Origin of the sequence: Halobacillus ihumii (genome assembly GCF_902726645.1) — a bacterium.
Lineage (GTDB): Bacteria > Bacillota > Bacilli > Bacillales > Halobacillaceae > Halobacillus_A > Halobacillus_A ihumii.
The window spans coordinates 2,560,654-2,582,500 of record NZ_CACVAO010000001.1; the positions used below are offsets into that span (position 1 = coordinate 2,560,654).

25 protein-coding genes are annotated in these 21,847 nt (G+C 40.9%); 21 read left to right on the forward strand and 4 right to left on the reverse strand.

Annotated features, from left to right (window positions below; genetic code table 11):
• Positions 1-12: 12 nt before the first annotated feature.
• From abc-f to G6R08_RS12795, 4 genes are all read left to right on the forward strand, one after another.
• The gene (gene abc-f / locus G6R08_RS12780; RefSeq protein WP_163528447.1) at positions 13-1,854 is read left to right on the forward strand and encodes a ribosomal protection-like ABC-F family protein; all 1,842 of its coding nucleotides are present in this window, start codon (positions 13-15) and stop codon (positions 1,852-1,854) included.
• A gap of 173 nt (positions 1,855-2,027) precedes the next feature.
• Positions 2,028-2,660, forward strand: a complete 633-nt coding sequence (locus tag G6R08_RS12785) for an SDR family oxidoreductase (RefSeq protein WP_163528449.1) — start codon at positions 2,028-2,030, stop codon at positions 2,658-2,660.
• A 129-nt stretch (positions 2,661-2,789) separates the two neighbouring features.
• A complete protein-coding gene (locus tag G6R08_RS12790) occupies positions 2,790-3,068 on the forward strand; it encodes a glutaredoxin family protein (RefSeq protein WP_163528451.1) in 279 nt (92 codons plus the stop codon).
• A 68-nt stretch (positions 3,069-3,136) separates the two neighbouring features.
• Positions 3,137-3,526, forward strand: a complete 390-nt coding sequence (locus G6R08_RS12795) for a YppG family protein (protein WP_163528453.1) — start codon at positions 3,137-3,139, stop codon at positions 3,524-3,526.
• A gap of 84 nt (positions 3,527-3,610) precedes the next feature.
• Here G6R08_RS12795 and G6R08_RS12800 read toward each other — a convergent pair whose 3' ends face one another.
• Positions 3,611-4,465: a DegV family protein gene (locus G6R08_RS12800; RefSeq protein WP_163528455.1), complete on the reverse strand. Its 855-nt coding sequence runs from the start codon at positions 4,463-4,465 to the stop codon at positions 3,611-3,613.
• 60 nt (positions 4,466-4,525) lie between these two features.
• Positions 4,526-5,440: a DMT family transporter gene (locus tag G6R08_RS12805; RefSeq protein WP_163528457.1), complete on the reverse strand. Its 915-nt coding sequence runs from the start codon at positions 5,438-5,440 to the stop codon at positions 4,526-4,528.
• Positions 5,441-5,733: 293 nt separating this feature from the next.
• Between G6R08_RS12805 and cshA the strand changes: the two genes are divergently transcribed.
• Positions 5,734-7,215 carry a degradosome RNA helicase CshA gene (cshA, locus tag G6R08_RS12810; RefSeq protein ID WP_163528459.1) on the forward strand — a complete coding sequence of 494 codons (1,482 nt, stop codon included), beginning with the start codon at positions 5,734-5,736 and terminating at the stop codon, positions 7,213-7,215.
• 422 nt (positions 7,216-7,637) lie between these two features.
• Here the strand turns inward: cshA and G6R08_RS12815 are convergent, their stop codons facing one another.
• A complete protein-coding gene (locus G6R08_RS12815) occupies positions 7,638-8,408 on the reverse strand; it encodes a rhomboid family intramembrane serine protease (protein WP_163528461.1) in 771 nt (256 codons plus the stop codon).
• Positions 8,409-8,549: 141 nt separating this feature from the next.
• Between G6R08_RS12815 and acpS the strand changes: the two genes are divergently transcribed.
• From acpS to G6R08_RS12890, 15 genes are all read left to right on the forward strand, one after another.
• A complete protein-coding gene (acpS, locus tag G6R08_RS12820; protein ID WP_163528463.1) occupies positions 8,550-8,924 on the forward strand; it encodes a holo-ACP synthase in 375 nt (124 codons plus the stop codon).
• Positions 8,925-8,963: 39 nt separating this feature from the next.
• Positions 8,964-10,481, forward strand: coding sequence for an NAD(P)H-hydrate dehydratase (locus G6R08_RS12825; RefSeq protein ID WP_163528465.1), 1,518 nt, complete (start codon positions 8,964-8,966; stop codon positions 10,479-10,481).
• A gap of 54 nt (positions 10,482-10,535) precedes the next feature.
• Entirely contained in the window at positions 10,536-11,561 is a 1,026-nt protein-coding gene (locus G6R08_RS12830) for a LolA family protein (protein ID WP_163528467.1), read from the forward strand.
• A 170-nt stretch (positions 11,562-11,731) separates the two neighbouring features.
• Positions 11,732-12,904, forward strand: coding sequence for an alanine racemase (alr, locus tag G6R08_RS12835; RefSeq protein ID WP_163528469.1), 1,173 nt, complete (start codon positions 11,732-11,734; stop codon positions 12,902-12,904).
• A 156-nt stretch (positions 12,905-13,060) separates the two neighbouring features.
• A complete protein-coding gene (locus tag G6R08_RS12840) occupies positions 13,061-13,342 on the forward strand; it encodes a CopG family ribbon-helix-helix protein (protein WP_079525632.1) in 282 nt (93 codons plus the stop codon).
• 5 nt (positions 13,343-13,347) lie between these two features.
• A complete protein-coding gene (locus G6R08_RS12845) occupies positions 13,348-13,698 on the forward strand; it encodes a type II toxin-antitoxin system PemK/MazF family toxin (protein ID WP_079526733.1) in 351 nt (116 codons plus the stop codon).
• 217 nt (positions 13,699-13,915) lie between these two features.
• On the forward strand, positions 13,916-14,785 hold the full coding sequence (locus G6R08_RS12850) for an RsbT co-antagonist protein RsbRA (protein WP_163528471.1): 870 nt from the start codon (positions 13,916-13,918) through the stop codon (positions 14,783-14,785).
• 5 nt (positions 14,786-14,790) lie between these two features.
• Entirely contained in the window at positions 14,791-15,147 is a 357-nt protein-coding gene (locus G6R08_RS12855) for an STAS domain-containing protein (protein WP_163528473.1), read from the forward strand.
• 2 nt (positions 15,148-15,149) lie between these two features.
• Positions 15,150-15,551, forward strand: coding sequence for an anti-sigma regulatory factor (locus tag G6R08_RS12860; protein WP_163528475.1), 402 nt, complete (start codon positions 15,150-15,152; stop codon positions 15,549-15,551).
• Between the two features lie 13 nt (positions 15,552-15,564).
• Complete coding sequence (locus G6R08_RS12865; protein WP_163528477.1) at positions 15,565-16,575, forward strand: PP2C family protein-serine/threonine phosphatase; 1,011 nt, start codon at positions 15,565-15,567, stop codon at positions 16,573-16,575.
• 64 nt (positions 16,576-16,639) lie between these two features.
• Positions 16,640-16,969: an STAS domain-containing protein gene (locus G6R08_RS12870; RefSeq protein ID WP_163528479.1), complete on the forward strand. Its 330-nt coding sequence runs from the start codon at positions 16,640-16,642 to the stop codon at positions 16,967-16,969.
• A gap of 2 nt (positions 16,970-16,971) precedes the next feature.
• Positions 16,972-17,448: an anti-sigma B factor RsbW gene (gene rsbW / locus G6R08_RS12875; protein ID WP_079525643.1), complete on the forward strand. Its 477-nt coding sequence runs from the start codon at positions 16,972-16,974 to the stop codon at positions 17,446-17,448.
• Positions 17,420-18,199: an RNA polymerase sigma factor SigB gene (sigB, locus tag G6R08_RS12880; RefSeq protein WP_163528481.1), complete on the forward strand. Its 780-nt coding sequence runs from the start codon at positions 17,420-17,422 to the stop codon at positions 18,197-18,199. Before rsbW ends, sigB begins: the two co-directional genes overlap by 29 nt.
• Positions 18,199-18,795: a SpoIIE family protein phosphatase gene (locus tag G6R08_RS12885; protein ID WP_163528484.1), complete on the forward strand. Its 597-nt coding sequence runs from the start codon at positions 18,199-18,201 to the stop codon at positions 18,793-18,795. The genes sigB and G6R08_RS12885 overlap by 1 nt, the downstream gene beginning before the upstream one ends.
• Positions 18,796-18,912: 117 nt before the next feature.
• Positions 18,913-21,069, forward strand: a complete 2,157-nt coding sequence (locus G6R08_RS12890) for a Tex family protein (protein WP_163531303.1) — start codon at positions 18,913-18,915, stop codon at positions 21,067-21,069.
• Positions 21,070-21,106: 37 nt separating this feature from the next.
• Here the strand turns inward: G6R08_RS12890 and cmpA are convergent, their stop codons facing one another.
• Positions 21,107-21,217 (reverse strand): cortex morphogenetic protein CmpA, encoded by a 111-nt coding sequence (cmpA, locus tag G6R08_RS12895; RefSeq protein ID WP_139377036.1) that lies wholly within the window; start codon positions 21,215-21,217, stop codon positions 21,107-21,109.
• A gap of 78 nt (positions 21,218-21,295) precedes the next feature.
• On the opposite strand from cmpA, the gene G6R08_RS12900 reads away from it, so the two are divergent.
• Positions 21,296-21,745 (forward strand): SprT family protein, encoded by a 450-nt coding sequence (locus tag G6R08_RS12900; protein ID WP_163528486.1) that lies wholly within the window; start codon positions 21,296-21,298, stop codon positions 21,743-21,745.
• Positions 21,746-21,847: the final 102 nt, after the last annotated feature.

Below are 21,847 nucleotides of genomic sequence, written 5' to 3' on the forward strand. Positions count from 1 at the left end.
GAGGAAACGGAAATGATTATAGTGAAAGATGTGTACAAAATTATAGGCGGCAAAGTGTTGTTTGAATCACTTACCTTTGAAATAAATGAAGGACAGAAGATAGGTTTAGTAGGTAGAAATGGGAGCGGCAAGTCCACGCTGTTTCGATTAATTACAAAGGAAGAGACACTTGATGGGGGAGACCTCTTTATTAAAAAAGGCTTGTCAATCGGTTATTTAAAGCAAATTCCAGATCGGTTTAAAGGTACGGCTAAAGAATATTTAGAAACTGCTTTTTCAGAGCTTCACCATTTATTAATTGATATGCAGCGTCTTGAAAGAGAAATGCTGGATCCAGATAAAATGGAAAAGGCACTTCAACATTATGGAGAAGTCCAGGATCAGTTTACAGAACGAGGCGGCTATGAAATGGAAGCTATGATTAGCCAGGTAGCTAATGGCCTTCATATCGAAGAGCTGCTTGATTTACCTTATGATGATTTGAGCGGAGGGGAGAAAACTAAGCTTTCACTTGCCAAAATTTTATTAGAAAAGCCTGATGTCTTGTTGCTGGATGAACCGACTAACCATCTGGATATTGTAGCGATCGAATGGCTCGAACAATACTTGATTCAGTATAAGGGCGCTGTCTGTATTATTTCCCATGACCGTTCATTCCTGGATCATACTGTTTCAAACATTGTCGATCTCGAGTCTGGTGAGGCCCAGCATTATAAAGGAAATTACTCTTCTTTTGAACATCAGAAAGAGGAGCAATTGCTGGCAGAATTCCATCAGTATCAAGAACAGCAGAAGAAAATAAAGAAAATGAAGGAAGCCATTAGACGGCTGAGACAATGGGCTAACGAAGCTAATCCTCCCAACCCTAAGTTGTTTAAAAAAGCTAAGAGTATGGAGCGAGCCTTAGAAAAAATGGAAAAAATCAACCGTCCGATTATCGACCCTAAGAAAATGGGCTTAACGCTTCAAGCGGAAGGCCGCAGCGGTAATGACGTTCTAACGGCTGAAGAGGTTACAAAAGGGTATCAAGGACGTCTGATCTTGGATGAAATCAATTTAAATCTTCGCTATAAAGAGCGGCTTGCAATTGTAGGAGCAAATGGAAGTGGTAAATCAACTCTTCTTAAACTGCTGCTTCAGCAGGAAGTGCCGGATGCAGGTACTATAAAGCAGGGAAGTTCTATTCAAATTGGGTACTTGCCTCAAAATCCATTAGATGGGGTTAATGAGCAACAGCGAATGATCGATTATTTCAGAGAGCATATTAGGGTAACAGAAGGACAGGCGAGACATTTGCTGGCAGCGTTTATGTTTTATGGGTATGATGTATTTCAGAAAATCGCTAATTTAAGCGGCGGGGAACGGATGCGTCTCAAGCTGGCCATCTTTATGCATGAAGGAGTTAATTTGTTAGTGCTTGATGAGCCAACCAACCATCTGGATGTTGAATCACAAGAAGTCTTAGAAGAAGCCCTTGAGCATTTTGAAGGGACAGTTGTTGGCGTTTCACATGATCGTTATTTTTTAAACAGATGCTTTAAGGAAACAGCTTATCTCGTCGGGGGAATGCTCTATCGATATTTAGGATCCTATAATGAAACGAAGGAAAAGTGGAATAAATTAACAGACAAACCTGTTAAAAGGGCATCATCATCATCTAAGATGGAGACTTCCAAATCAACGAAAAAAGATACAACTGTAGAAGAGAAGATTATAAAGCTTGAACAGGATCTGAATGATATAGATGAGGTGATGAAACGGAAAACGGATGTGGATGAATTGATGACATTGCAGGAAAAGAAAGATGTTTTGACTGAACATATAGACCTGCTGTATGAAACTTGGTTAAATTAGCCCCTCTGGCCATAGGACGTGACGTTCTATGGCGAACCTTCTTTGGCTGGCTTGTGGACTGAGGCGAACTTCTTCTTTGATAAACTTTTGCCTTTCGGTTATTAAATAATCGTTTAAACCTGTTAGCACCAGGGTAGATTATCGAATAGCCATATATTGAAGGAGGAGTACTCGTGCGTGTTTTAGTAATAGGGGCAAATGGTAAAGTAGGAAAACATATTGTTGATAAGTTACGAGATTATGGGCATGAACCAGTACCCATGGTCAGGGACACTGATCAAATCCCACAGTTTGAGGAGAAGGGGCTTAAACCAGTTCTTGGCGATCTGGAAAAAGACTTTGAATCTGCATTTTACAATATAGAAGCGGTTATTTTCGCAGCTGGATCTGGTCCGCATACGGGCGCTGATAAGACGATTCTGATTGACCAGGAGGGGGCTATCAAAGCCGTTGACCGTTCCAAGTATTTCGGCATTAAGAAATTCGTGATGTTAAGTTCTATAGCTGCCGATCGACCAGAACCTACCCCAGATACGATCAGGCATTACATGTACGCCAAACATAGGGCTGATGAACACTTGAAACAGTCGGGCTTGAATTATACGATTGTTCGCCCAGGTATACTAACGAACGATGCAGGCACAGGTAAAGTTAAACTTCAAAACCATGTGAACGGCTTTGAAGAAATTCCTCGTGAGGATGTAGCCGAAACACTTTCTTTTTTACTGTCTGAGCCTAAAGCATTAAATGAGAGTTTTGACTTAGTCAGTGGGGAACAGCGCATTCAAGAAACTTTAACAAATTAATCAAGCATGCAAGGGGGACCGCCCCTTGTGTGTATTTTTTTAATGTGAAAGTTTAATTGTCGGTGAACTGGGTATTTATAGTATAAACATTACAAAAGAACTAGAAAAAAGAGATTAGGAGGGGTGTTTATGATTGATCACGAGGTTGTAGTTTACACCAGTAATGATTGTGTGCAATGTGAAAAGGTTATATCAAAATTGAGAGAATGGGATGTAGCATTTGAAGAACGAAACATTTCTAGCGACAAGACGCATTTTAAAGATTTACAAGCGCAACGTATCTATGCTACTCCTGCTACCTTTATTAACAGTATGAAGATTTTGGGTTATCAGGAACGCAAGTTGAGACGAACACTCGGTATCCCTTACGATGAGCACTTTCAAAAATCAACAAATATATCATCATAACTTCAAGCGATTCATTTTCACTTGCTTTTTTTTACACTTTTTCACCTTAGCAACATAGGCTGTAGTAAATGAATGAAAAGGTGGAACTAATTGTGTACACGTATCCTTATAATTCTTATTACCCTTATTGCCAATTAGATAGCCGTGCAAATACACCCCCTCTCTACTATAATCATTACAACCCTTACGGTAATTTCGCCTCGCCACCTAATCCCATGTGGAATCAGGGGATGTACACCTACAACTATCCTTACACATATGGTTACGGACATCAGGGATATAATGAAGGTGAACCTGCAGCAGCCACCAAGGGCAGTGTTGTTTCCTATTTTCAAGATGAAGAGGGACAGCTGGATTTTGATAAGATGATGTCTACAACAGGTCAGGTCATGCAAACCATTCAGCAAGTTTCCCCAATTGTTAAAGGAATAGGGTCTTTCGTAAAAGGGATGAAATGATGCGCGCTGCTTTGCTCTGGCGCGTTCCCTTCTACATAATATTCTGGAAAAAATAAAGTCAGAGGAGACGGTCCTCTGACTTTCCTAATCTTTAAAAAATGCTATGACGATTCCGCCTTCTCCTGCATGGGTCGAAATAATTGGTCCCATTTCTGTAAAAATGGAGTCTTTAAAGTTATAACGGTCTCTGATACTTTTAAGAACTGATTTGCCGCGCTCTTCATCATTACTATGAGAAATTGCAATCACTTTGTCTTCAAATTGGTGGGAATATTCCCCGATTTGTTCGATGAAGCGGCGGAGTGATTTCTTGTTCCCCCGTACCTTTTCGGCCACTTCAATTGTGCCTTCTTCAGTAGCTTTCATAAGAAGTTTAATGTTAAGGGTTTTTGCAATGGCCCCCTTAACTTTATCAAGACGTCCGCCCTTGATTACATTTTCAAGCGTTTTTAAGATGAAGAGAGTCGTGGTCTGCTCGATTTTCTTCTCCATATGAGTGACGAGCTCCTCAAACTTAATGCCGCTTGCTGCCTTCGTAGAGGCTTCATGGACCAGAAGGGCGATTCCACAGGAAGCTGTTTTCGTATTAAGTATAGCTATAGAACGGTCAGGCTCTTCTTCAAGCAGCATCTTTTTTCCGATGACGGCACTCTCGTAAGTACTGCTTAAACCCTGTGTGAGCGCTAGAACAATAATAGGTGTATCCATGTCTACTTCTTTATACTTGTCGTAAAAATCATTAGGACTAGGAGAAGAGGTAGCAGGAAGCGTAGTGGCTTCTTTTAGCTTTTTGTAAAATATTGGTAAATCTATCGTCAATCCCGTTTTATAGTGTTCTTCATCAAAATGAAGGTTTAGCGGGACTATTTTTAAGTTATGATGTTCAACCATAGCTTGAGGTAAATCGGCCCCTCCATCAATAATAAGTTGAATTGACATTCTTTTCACCTGCTTTCATATAGTAAGTTTCCGCCTTACTCCAGTATTTTGCAATACTTATTAGGGGTTATTGGACAAATGTGTAATTTTGGGTTTTCCCAATTTTTTGGTGCTAATAATAAAGAGCACTAGCCCGAACAGAACGATCGACCCCCCAAGCCATTGGTACCAGGTAATTAGCTCGCCAAGCACTATGAAAGCGAGGATGGAGGCACCGACAGGCTCTAAAAGTATGCCCATGGAGATGGTAGATGTGCTCATCCATTTTAATGACCAATTAAATAGCGTATGCCCAAGAAAAGTCGGAACGATGGCCAGAGTTAAAAATATCAGCCATTGATCGCTGGAATAACCGGTAAAGGAGTAATTCAGTGCCAGGTTATAAATCAATAAACTAAGGGTAGCGACCCCGTATACAATAAAGGTATAAAACAGCAGAGAAAGCTGTCTTCGTAAATTTTGCCCTATTAGGAAATAGGCCGTCACCATTACTGCTCCAAGGAGGGCGAGAATATCTCCGAACAGCGCCATTCCATTGATTCGGAAATCCCCCGAACTAATAATAACACTGCCTGTCACAGCAATGACCATGCTTAGTAAAGCCCCTAAAGTGAAACGCTCTTTAAAAAACAGAAATGTTCCAAGAAATGCGAAGAGGGGCTGCATAGATACGAGGATTACGGAGCTTGCGACTGACGTATAATTTAGGGACTCAAACCATAAGATAAAGTGGGAAGCCAGGAAGACACCTGCAAAGGCAGCTAACACCCATTCTTTTGAAGAAATTTCTTTGAACTCATGAGTGTGTTTCCACATAACGAAGGGAAGCATAATAAATACAGCAAGCGCCAACCGATAGAAAGCGATCATGGAAGCTGGAGCATCACTAGCTAGTTTCACCAATATAGCCGAAGTTGAAATAGATAGTACACCGATTGCTAACATGAAATATGGATGAAAGGGAGGCTTATCCAAACCTAACCCTCCTTCTGTTATGATCACTAGCATTTACGCAGACAATAAAGTATATATGGGTTACCAAGCTTCTTTTAGTTTTTTAAACGCTTTACATTATTTTATCATTGATACGTTTGAAAAGCATAATAAAAATGTGTAGAATATATACTGTTATGTGTGTTATGATGGATGAATCTATCAGGCAGGTGCTTCAAAGCCTCTCCCGTATAGCATTGGCAGGAGGCTTTTTTTACATGTTTTAATCACTGGTAAGGTAGAAGATTTTTTTAATAAAGGAGTATGAAAGTATAGTGACAACATTCAATTCATTAGGATTATCCAATCCGGTGTTGAAGGCTTTAAACAACATGGGGTTTGAAGAAACAACACCAATTCAAGAGCAAACCATTCCTCTTGGGTTACAGGGGAAAGATGTCATCGGCCAAGCGCAAACGGGAACAGGTAAAACAGCTGCATTCGGAATACCGATGATCGAGAAAATTAACAAAGACATCAAGTCTGTTCAGGGACTGGTGATCGCGCCGACTCGTGAATTAGCCATTCAAGTAGCTGAAGAAGTGAATCGGCTTGGTAAATATAAAGGGATACGCACACTTCCGATTTATGGTGGTTCGAATATGGAACGCCAAATTCGTGCACTTCGAGACAACCAAATCGTTGTGGCAACTCCAGGTCGTTTACTCGACCATATCCGTCGTAAAACGATTAAACTTGAGAACGTTCATACAGCTGTTTTAGACGAAGCAGACGAAATGCTGAATATGGGTTTCATTGATGATATCCGTGATATCCTTAAGGCTCTTCCTGAGCACCGTCAGACGTTACTTTTCTCAGCGACTATGCCTAAGGAAATCCGTAATATCGCCACAACGCTCATGAAGAAACCTGAAGAAGTTAAAGTGAAATCAAAAGAAATGACCGTTGAAAATATCGATCAATATTACGTGGAAATCCCGGAAAAGCACAAATTTGACACGTTAACACGCCTTCTGGATATTCATGCACCAGCTCTAGCGATTGTGTTTGGACGTACAAAACGACGTGTAGATGAAGTTTCAGATGGTTTACAAGCGCGTGGGTTCCGTGCTGAAGGTATTCACGGTGATCTCACTCAGGGCAAACGCATGTCCGTATTGAATAAATTCAAAAAAGGCCGGATCGAGATCCTTGTAGCAACAGATGTTGCAGCACGCGGACTCGATATTTCTGAAGTATCACATGTTTACAATTTTGACATTCCTCAGGATCCTGAAAGCTATGTCCACCGTATTGGCCGTACTGGCCGCGCCGGACGTAAAGGGGAGTCTGTTTCTTTTGTAACGTCACGTGAAAAAGCACAGCTCAACTTAATTGAGAAGCTTACGAAGAAGAAGGTTGAGCGTATGAGTGTGCCTTCCTCTGATGAAGCACGTCGAGGGCAACAGCAAGTAGCTGTAGAAAAACTGACTGATGCTGTTGGAAATAAAAATCTTGATAAGTATAGACAATCAGCAAGTGAATTGCTTGAGCAGCATGATGCTTCTGACCTTGTTGCAGCAGCTTTAAAAATGCTTACAAAAGAGCGCAGTGAAGTGCCGGTTCGTTTGTCCTCAGTCCAGCCCATTAGTGTAAAAGGGTCACGCGGAGGCGGCGGAAAAGGAAGAGGCGGTAAGAAACCTTACCGTAAAGATGGCAAACGTAATTTTAAAAAGCATAGTAATAATTCCCGTAATTTTAAAGGAAAAGGAAATCGCGGTTTCCAAAATAAAGGACGTAACTCGAACGCTAAATAAACTACCATGCTGTCAACCCTTCAAGGGCTGACAGCTTTTTTTATGCATCGGATACTTATAGAGGCTATTGTCCTATAATGCGAGTTGTACTTTGGAAAATGATTTTTTTCACAGAAGGGATTGGAAGTTGGACATACTAAAGAGGGAACAATGTGCTGTTTAAGTGGAGAAAATATACGCAGACTCCTGCGGGAGGGAAGGCCTAGGTGAGACCCCGAAGTGCGCCAGCACAAGAAGGCTGTAAAAATAAGGAAGTTAGGTTAAAACCGGCACGTCCTGTGCCAACACCCGAACGACCCCACATCCTGTGGGGCCGCGGAAAGATAAGTATATTTTCGTAGCGGGTTATATGCACCAAATTATAGTTTCTGTTTAGTTAAGGTTTTCATTTGATAAAAACCTTTTCCCCAATAGCAAGGTGTTTATAAAATATTATTGGCAAGGGCCAGCAGGACAAGAAAGATAATAACTCCCCAAAGTATGTTTTTTCCGTATCCCCTTCCTCTTACACTTCGCCGATTCCAACGATTTGGGTTAAATCCTGTGCTGCCATGACTATTGCTTTCGTGTTTCGCCCGGTTGACCCAAATGGAAAAAGGTTTCGCTTTTCTTAGAAAAGGAGGAGCCAGGGCAAAGCCGCCGATTAGACCGAAGACGTGGGCTATGACGTTAATGTTCGGCCGTGTAAAGGTCATGAATAATCCAAGGATAAAAATCACCATAATGATTTGTGAATTGGCTGAACCAATTAAATGTTTGCGAAATAAGACCATAAATACATAGATGCCAAAAATGCCAAATATAGCACCTGAAGCTCCGAGATGCTGGTAAAAAGCATTTGGTGCAACAATATAAGTTCCAATATTTCCAGCTATCCCGGCAAGAAGATAAACACTGATGAACTTCACTCTGCCCAACATCTGTTCGAGGGCTGGTCCGAATAAGACGAGTGAAAAAGAATTGAATAGGGCATGGGCAAATCCACCATGCAGAAGTATTGGAGTTACGAGCCGCCAATATTCTCCCTGGGAGACAAGATAATTGTTCCCCACCCCGGCACGCAGCAAGTCAAGCGCAAATGAAAACTGGAAAACATAAATTAACAGCCATAATAAAAGGTTAATGGCAACAAGCCCTGATACAATTGGATAAAATCTTAGAAATTCTTTAAAACTTTCTGTTCTAACAAACATGTTATTGGTCTCCTTTAGAAGAGTATCTCATTTCCAATATAAGCAATGACATAGGCTAGTATTCTTTTTAACAAAAGAAAATATCGGGTATACTAAATTATAGTCCACCCATCAGACGGCAAAGTATAAAGGAAGATGAAAATGATTAAGGGGATTGGCATTGATATTGTTGAAATTGATCGTATTAAACAAATTATAAAGCGAAATACTCGCTTTGTTCAAAGGATATTAACCAAGAATGAACAAAAGCGGTATGATCAGTTAACCAAACACCGAGGAGTTGAATTTTTGGCGGGACGTTTTGCGGCGAAGGAAGCATTCTCTAAGGCTGTGGGAACGGGTCTCGGAAAGCTCAGCTTTCAGGATATTGAAGTGGATACAAATAAAGATGGAGCTCCAGTCATGAATGTGAAGGGCTATGAACACTTCATCATATGGATAGCCATATCGCATAGTAAGAGACAAGCTGTAGCGCAAATTGTGCTGGAAGATAGAGCAAATGACATAATTACATAGGTTGTCTCATAACATGTAATGCGGGTAGGAGGGAACGAAATGGATGTTGTGACCGCGCAGGAGATGTACGAATGGGACCATGTGGCAATAGAGTCCACTGGATTAGAAGGTAAACTATTAATGGAGAATGCGGGCCGTGCTGTTTGTTTTGATTTAGAAAAAAAACTCTCAAGGCATCAAAATGTTGTCATTCTGATTGGTGGTGGAAATAACGGGGGGGACGGGTTCGTAATCGCCCGAACATTATTAAACCATGGATACTCCGTAGAAGCCTGGCAGGTGGTTCCTGATTCCAAGGTGGAAGGGGATGCACACTTCCATAAAAAGCTTTTTGAGAATTCAGGGTATCCTTTACATCATTTAGAGGAGATAACTGAAATAAGGGAATCTCTAGGAAGTGCTGATGTCATTATTGACGCAATGCTCGGAATTGGTATGAAAGGGCAGTTACGCGGTCTGATTCGACAAGTTGTATTGCTTGCCAATGAGCAGAAGGCATTCCGAATAGCGGTGGATCTTCCGGCCGGAGTTCCAGCTGACGAAGGCATTGATATTGACGAAGCTTATCAGGCGGATTATACGTGTATCATAGCAGCCCTGAAGATGAGTGCTCTAGTAGAGAATACTCGGGTGTATTATGGTGAATGGAGTGTTGTAGAAATCGGTTTGCCGGTGAAAAAGCTTCCTCCACCAGATCGAAAAGTATGGCAGCGCGAAGATGCTAAACGAACATTCCCGAAGCGAAATGCAAATTCCCATAAAGGCAGCCATGGAAAAGGGCTGATCGTTGGGGGAGCAGCTAATATGCCTGGTTCGATTGCGATGTCAGCGAGGGCCGCACTTAGAAGTGGAATTGGTCTTTTGACAATAGCCGCTCCTAGGAGCGCTATTGATAACATCGCACCCTACGTACAGGAGGCAACATTTCTCCTGTTGCAGGAAGAGTCGGGTATGGTTAACGGGCAAATTGACACAGATGTGTCTAACTATGATGGATTGGCCTTAGGTATGGGGATGGGGCGCAGTTTGAAATCTCGCAAACTAGTTGAAGATCTTGTAACTGCAGTCGAATCACCACTGTTGATCGATGCAGATGGTCTTTATCATTTGAAAGATATCCTTCACCTAGTGAAGGAGAGGACAAACCCTACCGTTCTCACCCCGCACCCGGGAGAGTTCGCACATTTAGTTGATCAACCGATTTCTTCAATTGTCAATGCACCTTTTTACTATAGCCGTAAGTTCTCAGAAACTTATGGGGTTTATACTGTTCTCAAAGGACCTGCCACCATTATTACTGCCCCGGACGGTAGTCAGTCTGTAGATTTAACGGGGAACGCTGGGTTGGCAAAAGGGGGAAGCGGTGATGTGTTGTCAGGAATTTTACTTGCTATGATGCTTCAGTCCAAATCAATTATGGATGGATTAAATATCGGGTGTATGATGCATGGGCTGACAGCTGAAACGTTAACAGAATCGAAACATTCCATGGTAGACTTACTTGCTACCGATTTAATAGAAGGTTTATCCCAGACCTTTCGTACATTCTCTTCTTGATCCACAAATAAAACGTTCCCTTTGTCCTTCAGAAGAGACAAAGGAGTTGAGTGCATGCCGAAACGTTTTCCGATCCTTTTGTTCGTCTTAGTGGCAGTAATGGTCGTCATGAGTGCCTGTGGTGAGAAATCTAAAGAAGACGTCGTTGAGAAACTGTCGCAACAAGCTGAAGAAATGCCTGGTTATAAAACGGATGTAACGATGACCATGCGAACCGGCAAAGAAGAACAAAAGTACCAAATTCAAATTTGGCATAAAGAAGATAACTTCTATAAGGTGAAACTTCACAATCAAGAAGATGAAAAAGGAAACCAAGTCATCCTTAAAAACAAGAGCGGGGTTTATGTCTTAACACCTGCTTTGAATAAAAGTTTTAAGTTTCAGAGCGATTGGCCGGATAACACCAGTCAACCATATCTGTATGCTTCTTTAGTGAAAGACATTAAAAAGGATACAGACGCAGAGTTCAGCGTGACAGAGAACCACTATGTATTTAAAACAAAGACAAACTATCAAAATAATCAAACTCTTCCGATGCAGGAGATTTATTTTGATAAGAAAACATTTAAGCCTGTTATGGTAAAAGTATTTAATCAAGATGCACAGGCATTAGTAGAGGTGCAGTTTGATAATTTCAAAAAGGCAGAAGGTCTTAAGAAGGAAGACTTCGATGTAGACCAAAACATGGCAATGGCTTCTGCGGAAGTTCCTGTCTCAAATATGGAAGAAGAGGGAAACAGTGCTAATGAAGTACTTTATCCAAATGTCACTCACGGAGCTGAGCTGGTAGATAAACGAGAGGTACAGACAGATGAAGGTACGCGAGTGATTATGACTTACCAGGGAGATAAGAGCTTTACCCTCATCCAGGAGTCAGCAGAAGTACAGCCGACGAGTGCCGGTCAGGCCGTCACAGTTAATGCAGACCCTGCGCTTGCTGGAGGTACAGTCGCAGCAATGTCGAAGCAACGAATGCAATGGACTGAATCAGGTACAACCTTTAACCTGGCAAGTGAGGACCTGACTCGGGAGGAAATGGTTTCAGTTGCAAGTTCCATCAATAATCATTCAACCAAATAACTTTCTTGCAAGCAGGCTTAACGGTCTGCTTTTATTTTTACTAGATACAGTTGTTTCTATTGCTTGAACCTCACTTACTATTTCTTCTTAGTGGTCGTTTATCCATTGTTGACAGCCTGTTCTTCACGTTCAATAATAGAAAGATATTGAATTGGAGAGGAGATTTGGCCTTGTCATTCGAATCATTTTATAGAGATACGTGGGCAGAAATTGACCTGTCAGCTATAAAATATAATGTAGAACAAATGTATAAACGACTTTCCCCACATACGGGAATCTATGCTGTTGTGAAAGCCAATGCATATGGTCACGGGGATATACAAGTAGCAAAGCAAGCTCTCGAAGCTGGAGCGGAGCGGCTGGCTGTCTCACTTCTGGATGAAGCGATCAAGCTTAGACGAGCAGGGATTACTGTCCCGATCTTAGTTATGGGCTGGATAAGGCCTGAAGATGCACCTGTTGCCGCCGACCATGACATTGCTGTTCCTGTGTTTCAGAAAGAGTGGCTGGATCAATTACAACAAAATGCCTTCAAAAACAAAAAAACACTTAAACTTCATATGAAGTGGGATACAGGCATGGGGCGAGTAGGAATACGCAACACAGAAGAGCTGGATGCAATTCTTTCTGGTATTAAGGATAACCCATGGATTGAATTAGAAGCTATATTTACTCACTTTGCCACAGCAGATGAAGAGAAGCTGGATTATTACAATGAACAAATAGCTCGTTTTGATACCCTGTACGATCATTTAAAGAAGGTCTGGCCACAACCAGTTGAAATTCATACAGGGAATAGTGCAGCGAGCATGCGGTTTCCAGAAGATATGCATCACCATGTCCGTTTTGGTATCAGCATGTATGGACTTTATCCCTCTCCTGTTGTGAAAGGTGAGCAGCCGATCGATCTTAAGCCTGCATTTACACTGAACTCCCGGTTGATTCATGTGAAAAAGGTACAACCAAATGAAGCCATCAGTTATGGGGCCACCTATCAGTCTGAAAATGAGGAATGGATTGGGACAGTTCCTATGGGTTACGCAGATGGGTGGATTCGCAAACTGCAAGGGTTTGAGGTGTTAGTAGATGGAAAACGCCACCCTATCGTCGGAAGAATATGCATGGATCAGTTTATGATTAAGCTAGATCGAGAATATTCTATAGGAACTAAGGTTACATTAATTGGCAAGCAGAATAATGAAGACATTCATACAGATGAACTGGCCGAATATTTGGAGACCATTAACTATGAGATTCCCTGTATGATAAGTTACCGTGTACCGCGCATGTATTTGAAAAATGGGCATATGGTAGAAGTAGACAACACTCTTACAAAGGTTTGATGAAGTACACGTAAGACAATACTCCTTACATTCAATCACCATGCAACATTTTTCACGAAAAAAATCCAAGACTCCTTTGCAATAGACACCTTCGAATGATAAGATTAAATTGGACTTATTTGACTGGTTTCTATTGAGAGAAGATGGTGGAGGTGTATGGTTTTGTCCGACAGTATGCAGGAGATTGTCATTCGTATTCCAGATAGCCTACTAAGTGAATTAGATGGTCATGTTCAACTCGAAAACAGTGATCGGAGCGATTTCATGTGTAAAGCAACAAAAATGTATTTGAGGGAAGAAAAGCAGCGCCATATTAGGGAGTCCATGCGCCGTGGATATATGGAAATGGCTAAAATTAATTTAACTATCGCTTCAGAAGCGTTTCAGGCCGAAGAGGAGGCAGATCACACCCTGGAGCAACTAGTGAGCGGGGTGTGAAGCCTGTGATAGTCAAACGAGGAGACGTTTATTTCGCTGATTTGTCCCCGGTTGTAGGATCAGAACAAGGCGGGGTGCGCCCTGTTCTCATCTTGCAAAATGATATTGGGAATCGTTTCAGCCCTACAGTTATTATCGCGGCGATTACCGCGCAGATTCAAAAAGCTAAACTTCCTACACATGTTGAAATTGATGCTGAGAAATATGGTTTCGAACGCAATTCCGTTATTCTGCTGGAACAAATCAGAACGATTGATAAACAACGTTTGACCGATAAAATCACACATCTAGATGGGCCGATGATGCAACAGGTAAACGAATCCTTGCAAATCAGCCTTGGACTTATTGATTTTTAAAATAAAGCTGTCTAAAATCAGACAGCTTTATTTTTTTATGCTCTTTTTTTCTTGAATGTTAGAATACTAATAAATATGGTTGGCGTATCTTTGGTCCAAGGTTAAAATAGACTTAATTAGTGTATTATCTTCAAGATGTCTGATAAAATTATTCACAGGTAGTTGTGACGTGTCGAAGCATTGAATAAAAATGTAGAATATAGTCGGGGGTCTAACGATGGATGAAAAGCTAAAAAGTATTGTTTTAGAACATAGTAACGACATTATACAAATGTGGTTAGAAGAAGTTAATAACCATAAAAAAGACGATTATACAGCAACGATATCGGACGAGCTGTTTGAAAATACGAACCGAGAGTTCGTTAATGTGATCTTTTCCAGTATTGAGAGACAAGGGTTATCCTCTGACATGGATGACTTCTCAGAACGGTTGATTAATTTAGGATGGCCGCTTAGTTATTTGACTGATGGAATGCAGGTCTTCCGCAGGGTGCTTACAGAGTACATTTTAAGCCAATCGGATCAAATCGACTCGAATTACTTTTCTAAAGTGTTACGAGAAGTTGATGATTGGGTTGATCCGGTAATCAATCGTTTGGTGAATGAATTCTCTGGGAGCTGGGAAAACATTGTTTCCTTGCAGCGTGTTGCTTTGCAAGAACTATCTGCACCATTGATTCCGGTGATGGATAATATTACGATAATGCCTCTGATTGGCACCATAGATACGGAACGAGCTAAGTTCATTATGGAAAACCTTTTAGATGGAGTCATTAAACACAATGCAGAAGTTGTGCTCATTGATATTACAGGGGTTCCTGTCGTGGATACGATGGTGGCACATCATATTATACAGGCTGCTGAAGCTGTACGTTTGATTGGTTCTCGTTGTATTTTAGTAGGCATCAGACCTGAAATTGCTCAAACTATCGTCAACCTTGGAATCGATTTAGGGAAATTCCCTACAAAAAGCTCGCTGCGTAAAGGATTCCAAACTGCGCTGGAGCTGACGAATCGTACCATTGAAGAAGCTCAAACGAATGATAAGGATATCGAGAAATTAATCGATTCTCTAGACAAGGAGTGAACACAATGAGGATTCCAATTTTAAAGCTTCATAATTATTTGCTCATTTCCATACAAATTGACTTAGATGATCAGACAGCCATTCAATTTCAAGAGGATCTATTGAGTAAGATCCATGAAAGTGGAGCAACAGGAGTTGTTATTGATTTAACATCGGTTGAAATTATTGACTCATTCATCGCAAAAGTACTCGGAGATGTGGTGACAATGTCAGATCTCATGGGTGCGAAGGTTGTGCTTACGGGTATTCAGCCTGCGGTTGCTATGACACTGATTGATCTAGGGATTCATTTGAAGGATGTCCCGACTGCTCTAGATTTAGAACAAGGGTTGATCAAACTTCGTCAGGAATTGGAGGAGTAGATATGGACTTCCAATCCTGTGTCAATATTAAAAAGGAGTGGGACATTGTCGGGGCTCGACAGCTTGGACGGGATATAGCTGGGAAAGTAGGCTTCGGTACAGTAGACCAAGCACGAATTGCCACCGCAATCTCCGAACTAGCAAGAAATATCTATTTATACGCTGGGACAGGGAAGGTTTGCTTTGAAACCATCGAAGAGATAAATCAAAAAGGATTAATTATAATTGCAATGGATGACGGACCAGGAATAAGAGAATTGAATCAAGTGATGGAAGATGGTTTTTCCACATCAGGGGGTCTTGGAGCAGGTCTGCCTGGGGTCAAGAGACTGATGGATGACTTTGATATTCAATCTGAGCATGGTAAAGGAACAGAGATTAAGGTGGTCAAGTGGCTCCGTTAGAGGAGGTTGAGAAATGGATACTCTGAAGGTTGAATTGAAAAATTATAAAGAATTAATGCAAGAGTATATTAAAACGAAAGATGAACAGTCTCTTTATCAAGCCGAGCAATTCAGTAAACAGTCTATGCAGCAGAATATCTCACCTGAAGAGATCATTAATGTGCATATTGAAGCGTTACAAGATCTATACCCTAATATGCCTGAATATATTCAATCTTCTTTAAGTTTTTTATTAGAAACAATGATTTCTTATGGGATGGCTTACCAGGAATATCAATCGTTAAGGGAAAGACAGTTAGAGCTGAAATCAGAGATTTCAGTCGCGGCTAATATGCAAAAAACGTTATTGTCCACTGTAAAACCTGAACGCAAGGATTTAGATATCGGTGCCATTAGTATCCCTGCTAAACAAATGAACGGGGACTACCATCATTTTGTTGAGGATGTTGATGGGACGCTTGGGATAGCTATTGCTGATGTGATCGGGAAGGGTGTCCCTGCTGCATTATGCATGTCGATGATCAAGTATTCGATGGACAGTTTTCCAGAAATGCGAATGGATCCGGATGTCATTCTGGGAAGTCTAAATCGTGTGGTAGAAAGAAACGTTGATTCAAGTATGTTCATTACGATGTTTTATGGGTTGTATGATCCCGATAATCACACGTTCAATTATTCATCTGCAGGTCATGAGCCAGGCTATTACTACAGCAAGGAGAAAGATGAATTTGAAGAAATCAATCCTTCCGGCCTGGTGTTAGGCGTATCTTCTGAAACGACCTACCATAAGTTCACTAGAGAAATCGCTATTGGGGATATGATCATCCTGCTTACAGATGGAGTGACGGAATGCCGGCAAGGTGACCGTTTCATTGAACAAGAAGAAATACTAGAAGTGATTAGAGAATACGCTCACCTTCCTGCTCAACAAACAGTAGAACATGTTTACAAACATTTTGAGCGATTACAGGATTTCCAACTAAGGGACGATTTCACATTAGTTATTTTGCGAAGAAATGTTTAATATAAGTTTGGGAAGGGTATTCCTTCTTCGATGAGTTTTTTAGGATTACTGGGAGGAGATCAAAATGAATTTGACCATAGATGTAACAAAGCAAGATCGCGTTACGCATGTAACTTTAGTTGGGGAAGTAGATGCATTTACGGCTCCTAAACTGAAAGAATCCTTACTGCCTGAGACGGAAGAAGAAGGCCAGACGGTAGAAGTGAATCTTCAAGATGTCAACTACATGGATTCGACAGGGTTAGGAGTATTTATCAGCGCTTTAAAATCAACGAAGGAACATAATTCGGAGTTGAAGCTTGTCCAGATGCAGGACCGTGTATATCGTTTATTCAAGATTACAGGTTTAACGGATATTATGGACATCGACAATACAGTTCGGGGTGGAATGTAATAATGGAACAATTTGATTTTGTCGAAGTTAAAGTCCCTGCCAAGGCTGAATATGTTGGTGTAGTTCGTTTAAGTACTTCAGGTATTGCTAACCGTATGGGATTTTCATATGAAGATATCGAAGACCTGAAAGTAGCTATTTCTGAAGCGATCACGAATGCCGTGAAGCATGCATACAAGGAAACAGGCGAAGGTGAGATTACCATTGGCTTTGGAGTTTACGAAAACCGTTTGGAGGTCATGGTTGCCGACCATGGAGGCAGTTTTGATCTAGGAGAAATTAAAGAAGATATTGGACCTTACCAGCACAGTGACGATATTAGTGAGTTACGGGAAGGTGGGTTTGGTCTATTCTTAATTGATGCCTTAATGGATAAAGTAGAAATCAACAGCAAATATGGAGTTATTGTCCTAATGACAAAATACCTTCATGAGAATGAGGTGGGTCAAGATGGCGACCAAATCTCGACAACACAATGATGAGGTTTATAATTGGATAACAATTCTACAAGAAAATCCGCAAGATGAAGAAATTCAGGAAAAGATCGTGCTAGCTTATCGAGACCTAGTGGAATCGATTGCTCGTAAATATTCTAAGAATAGTACCATCCATGAAGATTTAGTTCAAGTAGGGATGCTGGGGCTTCTTGCAGCCATTCGCAGGTATGATCCTGAGTTCGGCAAATCGTTTGAGTCGTTTGCGATTCCAACCATTATCGGTGAAATTAAGCGTTTCATTCGGGATAAAACCTGGAGTGTTCATGTTCCCCGCAGAATTAAGGAGCTTGGCCCGAAAATAAAGAAAGCCGCTGAAGAATTAACAAGTGTTTTACAGCGTTCTCCTTCCGTTATTGAAATTGCTGACTACCTCGAAGTCTCTGAAGAAGATGTTCTTGAGACAATGGAGATGGGGAAAAGCTATAAAGCTTTATCTGTAGACCGGAAGATTGAGGCAGATTCAGACGGCAGCACAGTCACCATTCTGGATTTGATTGGTAATCAGGAAGATGGATATAACCAGATTGACCAAAAGATGCTTCTCCAAAAGGTCTTACCGACCCTGAATGAGCGTGAGCAGGAAATATTGCAATGCACCTACTTTGAAAATATGAGTCAAAAGGATACAGGAGAAAGACTCGGTATTTCGCAAATGCATGTTTCCCGACTGCAGCGAAGAGCATTGAGAAAGCTGAGAGAGGCATTACAAGCCGAATCTGTTGAGGCGTTCTAATGACCATAAGTGACAACCAGGTAGCTGTCTCTGTCTATCAAAAGGCAAAAAAGGGGAACTACTATTGTGGGGATAGCTATTTTCATATGGAAACTGATGATGCATTTATTTGTGCATTGGCAGATGGTTTGGGAAGTGGAGAATTAGCCAAAGATTCATCTCAGGCTGTTATGGAAGTAATTGAAGAGTTTCCTAATCAGGAGATCGAATATATTATTAAGAAATGTAATGAGGTTTTACTTGGGAAACGAGGTGTCGTGTTAGGCATCCTCCGAATTGACCTTAAACAACAAACCTATTCCTATTCCTCAATAGGTAATATAGGGATTATCACGCTCGCGAAAGATGGTAAACGAAACAGGAATATTCCGTTATCCGGATATTTAGCTGGCTATCCTAAGAGACTCAAGGTAACACGTGGTCAGGTTGAGTCTGGAATGATCTTTCTGTTGTTTTCTGACGGAGTGACTGATCGGCGTCTATCTGTTAAGAATACGAACACACATGATATTCATTTCATCATTGAACAATATAAGGAGCTCTATGGTCAATTTCGTGATGATGATACAACACTAATTGCAATGGAGTATAAATAAAGGGCCTTATTCTGATCCAGGAATGAGGTCCTTTTACGTCTAGAGGAAATCAATGGTTTAATTTGATACAATACAATGAGGAAGGTAATTGAAGGAGGCTTATTTTTGACTGATTTAATGGAGAAAACAGATATAGTAAGCATTGTAGCCAAACAAACAGGTTTGGCTGCGAAACCCATTAACCAAGTTATTGAGTTATTAAATGAAGGGAATACAGTGCCATTTATCGCTCGTTATCGAAAAGAGTTAACTGGCGGACTCGATGAAGTGCAAATTAAAACCATCGAAGATCAATGGGCTTATGTTCAGAACTTAACACAGAGGAAAGAGGAAGTTATTCGACTCATCGATGAGCAAGGAAAGCTGACCGATGATTTAAGAAATGAAATAGAAAAAGCCGTGCAGTTACAAAAAGTAGAAGATCTATACCGCCCCTATAAACAGAAAAGAAGAACACGGGCTACTGTTGCGAAGGAAAAAGGATTAGAGCCGCTTGCCCTGCTTGTATGGGAGCAAAATGACTTCGATTATGAAAAGGAAGCCGAAAGTTATTTCTCTGAAGAGCATGAGTTACATACCGTAGAAGAGGTTACACTCGGGGTCAACGATATTTTGGCAGAGTGGATTTCAGATGACCCTGAGTTTAGAGAGAGAATTCGTAAGCAAACTCACCAAAGCGGCACAATCGAATCATCTGTTAAGAATGCAGAAAAAGATGAAAAGTCTATTTTTGAAATGTATTACGAATACCAGGAACCTGTGCGATCAGTCGTTTCCCACCGTGTTCTAGCTCTAAACCGTGGCGAAAAAGAGGACGTTATAAAAGTCTCGATTCACCCTCCAGAGGAAGCTATAATTGATTTGTTGAAAAAGAATATTGTGAAGCCATCCACTTCCCAAACGTTACGCGGTATCTTAGAAGAAGCTATTCTGGATAGTTATAAGCGATTGATACAGCCATCGGTTGAAAGAGAAATTCGGAACACTTTATCAGAAACTGCTGAAGAGCAAGCGATTGAAGTGTTTTCCAGTAATTTAAGAAGCCTGTTACTTCAGCCTCCCCTTAAAGGGAAGGTAGTCTTGGGGGTAGACCCTGCTTATCGAACAGGGTGTAAGCTTGCTGTAATTGATGAGACTGGGAAGAAACTTGAGGTAGCTGTAATATATCCCACACCTCCAAAGAGTGATGTGGAAGGTTCGGAGCGGAAAATACGCGCCATTTTTGACAAATATTCGATCGAACTCATTGCGATTGGCAATGGTACAGCCTCAAGAGAAACAGAGCAATTTATTGCCGACATGATCCAGAAGTATTCACTACCGGCTTCATATATGATTGTTAATGAAGCAGGAGCAAGTGTGTACTCTGCATCAAAACTTGCAAGAGAAGAATTCCCTGATTTACAGGTAGAAGAGAGAAGTGCGGTTTCCATAGCAAGAAGAGTTCAGGACCCGTTGGCCGAATTAGTTAAAATTGACCCTAAATCCATTGGAGTAGGCCAATACCAACATGATGTAAGTCAGAAGAAATTAAATCAATCCCTTACTTTTGTTGTTGAAACAGCTGTAAACCAGGTAGGGGTTAACGTCAATACGGCCTCTTCATCATTACTTCAATATGTATCAGGTCTAAGTAAAAGTGTCGCAAACAATATTGTGAAGAGGCGTGAAGAGATTGGAAAGTTTGCAACCAGGAAGGAACTAAAAGATATTCCGCGCCTAGGTGCCAAAACTTTTGAACAAAGTATAGGTTTCTTAAGAGTTCTCGAAGGCAAGGAACCATTAGATAAAACGTCCATTCACCCTGAAAGTTACAAAGCTGCTCAATCATTGCTTCAGCAAATTGAATGTACACCTGAGAATTTAGGTGATGAAGAAATTAGAGATAAGCTAAATGATGTAAACCTACCCACAACAGCAGAGCAATTAGGAATAGGCGAGCCTACACTGAAGGATATAATCAAGTCATTGACTGAACCAGGGCGAGACCCGAGGGATGACTTGCCGAAACCATTGTTAAAGACAAATGTTCTGTCGATGGAAGACCTTGAACAAGGGATGGAGCTTGAAGGCACTGTCCGTAATGTAGTGGACTTCGGAGTGTTTGTGGATATAGGAGTTAAGCAAGATGGGCTTGTTCACATATCTAAATTATCGAACAAATTTGTAAAACACCCTATGGACATCGTTTCCGTAGGTGATGTAGTTACGGTTTGGGTAGAAAACGTAGATATACAAAAACAGCGAATTGCACTTACTATGCTGAAAAAATAACAAAGCTAACCTGGGAGATCTTATTCTTCCGGGTTTTTTATTTGTATCGATGGCGATAAAAGTACCAGCATTGATTTAACATCTTGATTTGGTATTTATCTTTATTTAAAAAGGCATTGGACATTTGTTTACGCAGCCAGCGCGGCAATCGAATCTCCTCCTTTTGTATTTGGAGACATTCCCATTTATAATAGACTATGCAAAAAGGGCGAGGGGTGTTCCGTAAATGTGGATTGAACAACGACAACTGCAAGAGTGGACAAACAACATATCACTCGAGTTTTTTGGTAAACCATTTGTAGATCATGTATCCCTTAACTCTCGATTAAGAACTACAGGCGGAAGATATATCCCTTCGGATAGAAAGATCGAGCTAAACCCTAAGTATTTAGAGGAGATGGATAAGGAAGAGTTTGTCGGTATTATCAAACATGAACTATGTCATTATCATTTACATATTGAAGGGAAAGGATTCGCACACCGCGATCAAGATTTTAAGGATCTTTTAAAGAAAACTGGCTCCCCCAGGCATTGCCAACCATTACCTTCTGAACGTGAAAAGCAGAAACACATCTATTTTTGTACGCGTTGTTCACACGAATACATCCGAAAAAGAAGAATTAACACGACCAAGTATCGTTGTGGGAAATGCAGAGGGCAATTAAAAAAGAAATAGAAAAAGCATTGACGAATTTTGTAGTGCGTGTTAAATTAAATAAGCCTTATAAATAAGGCAGGTCAGTTCTTTTATAACCGCAAAAATTTTAGCCGGAAATTG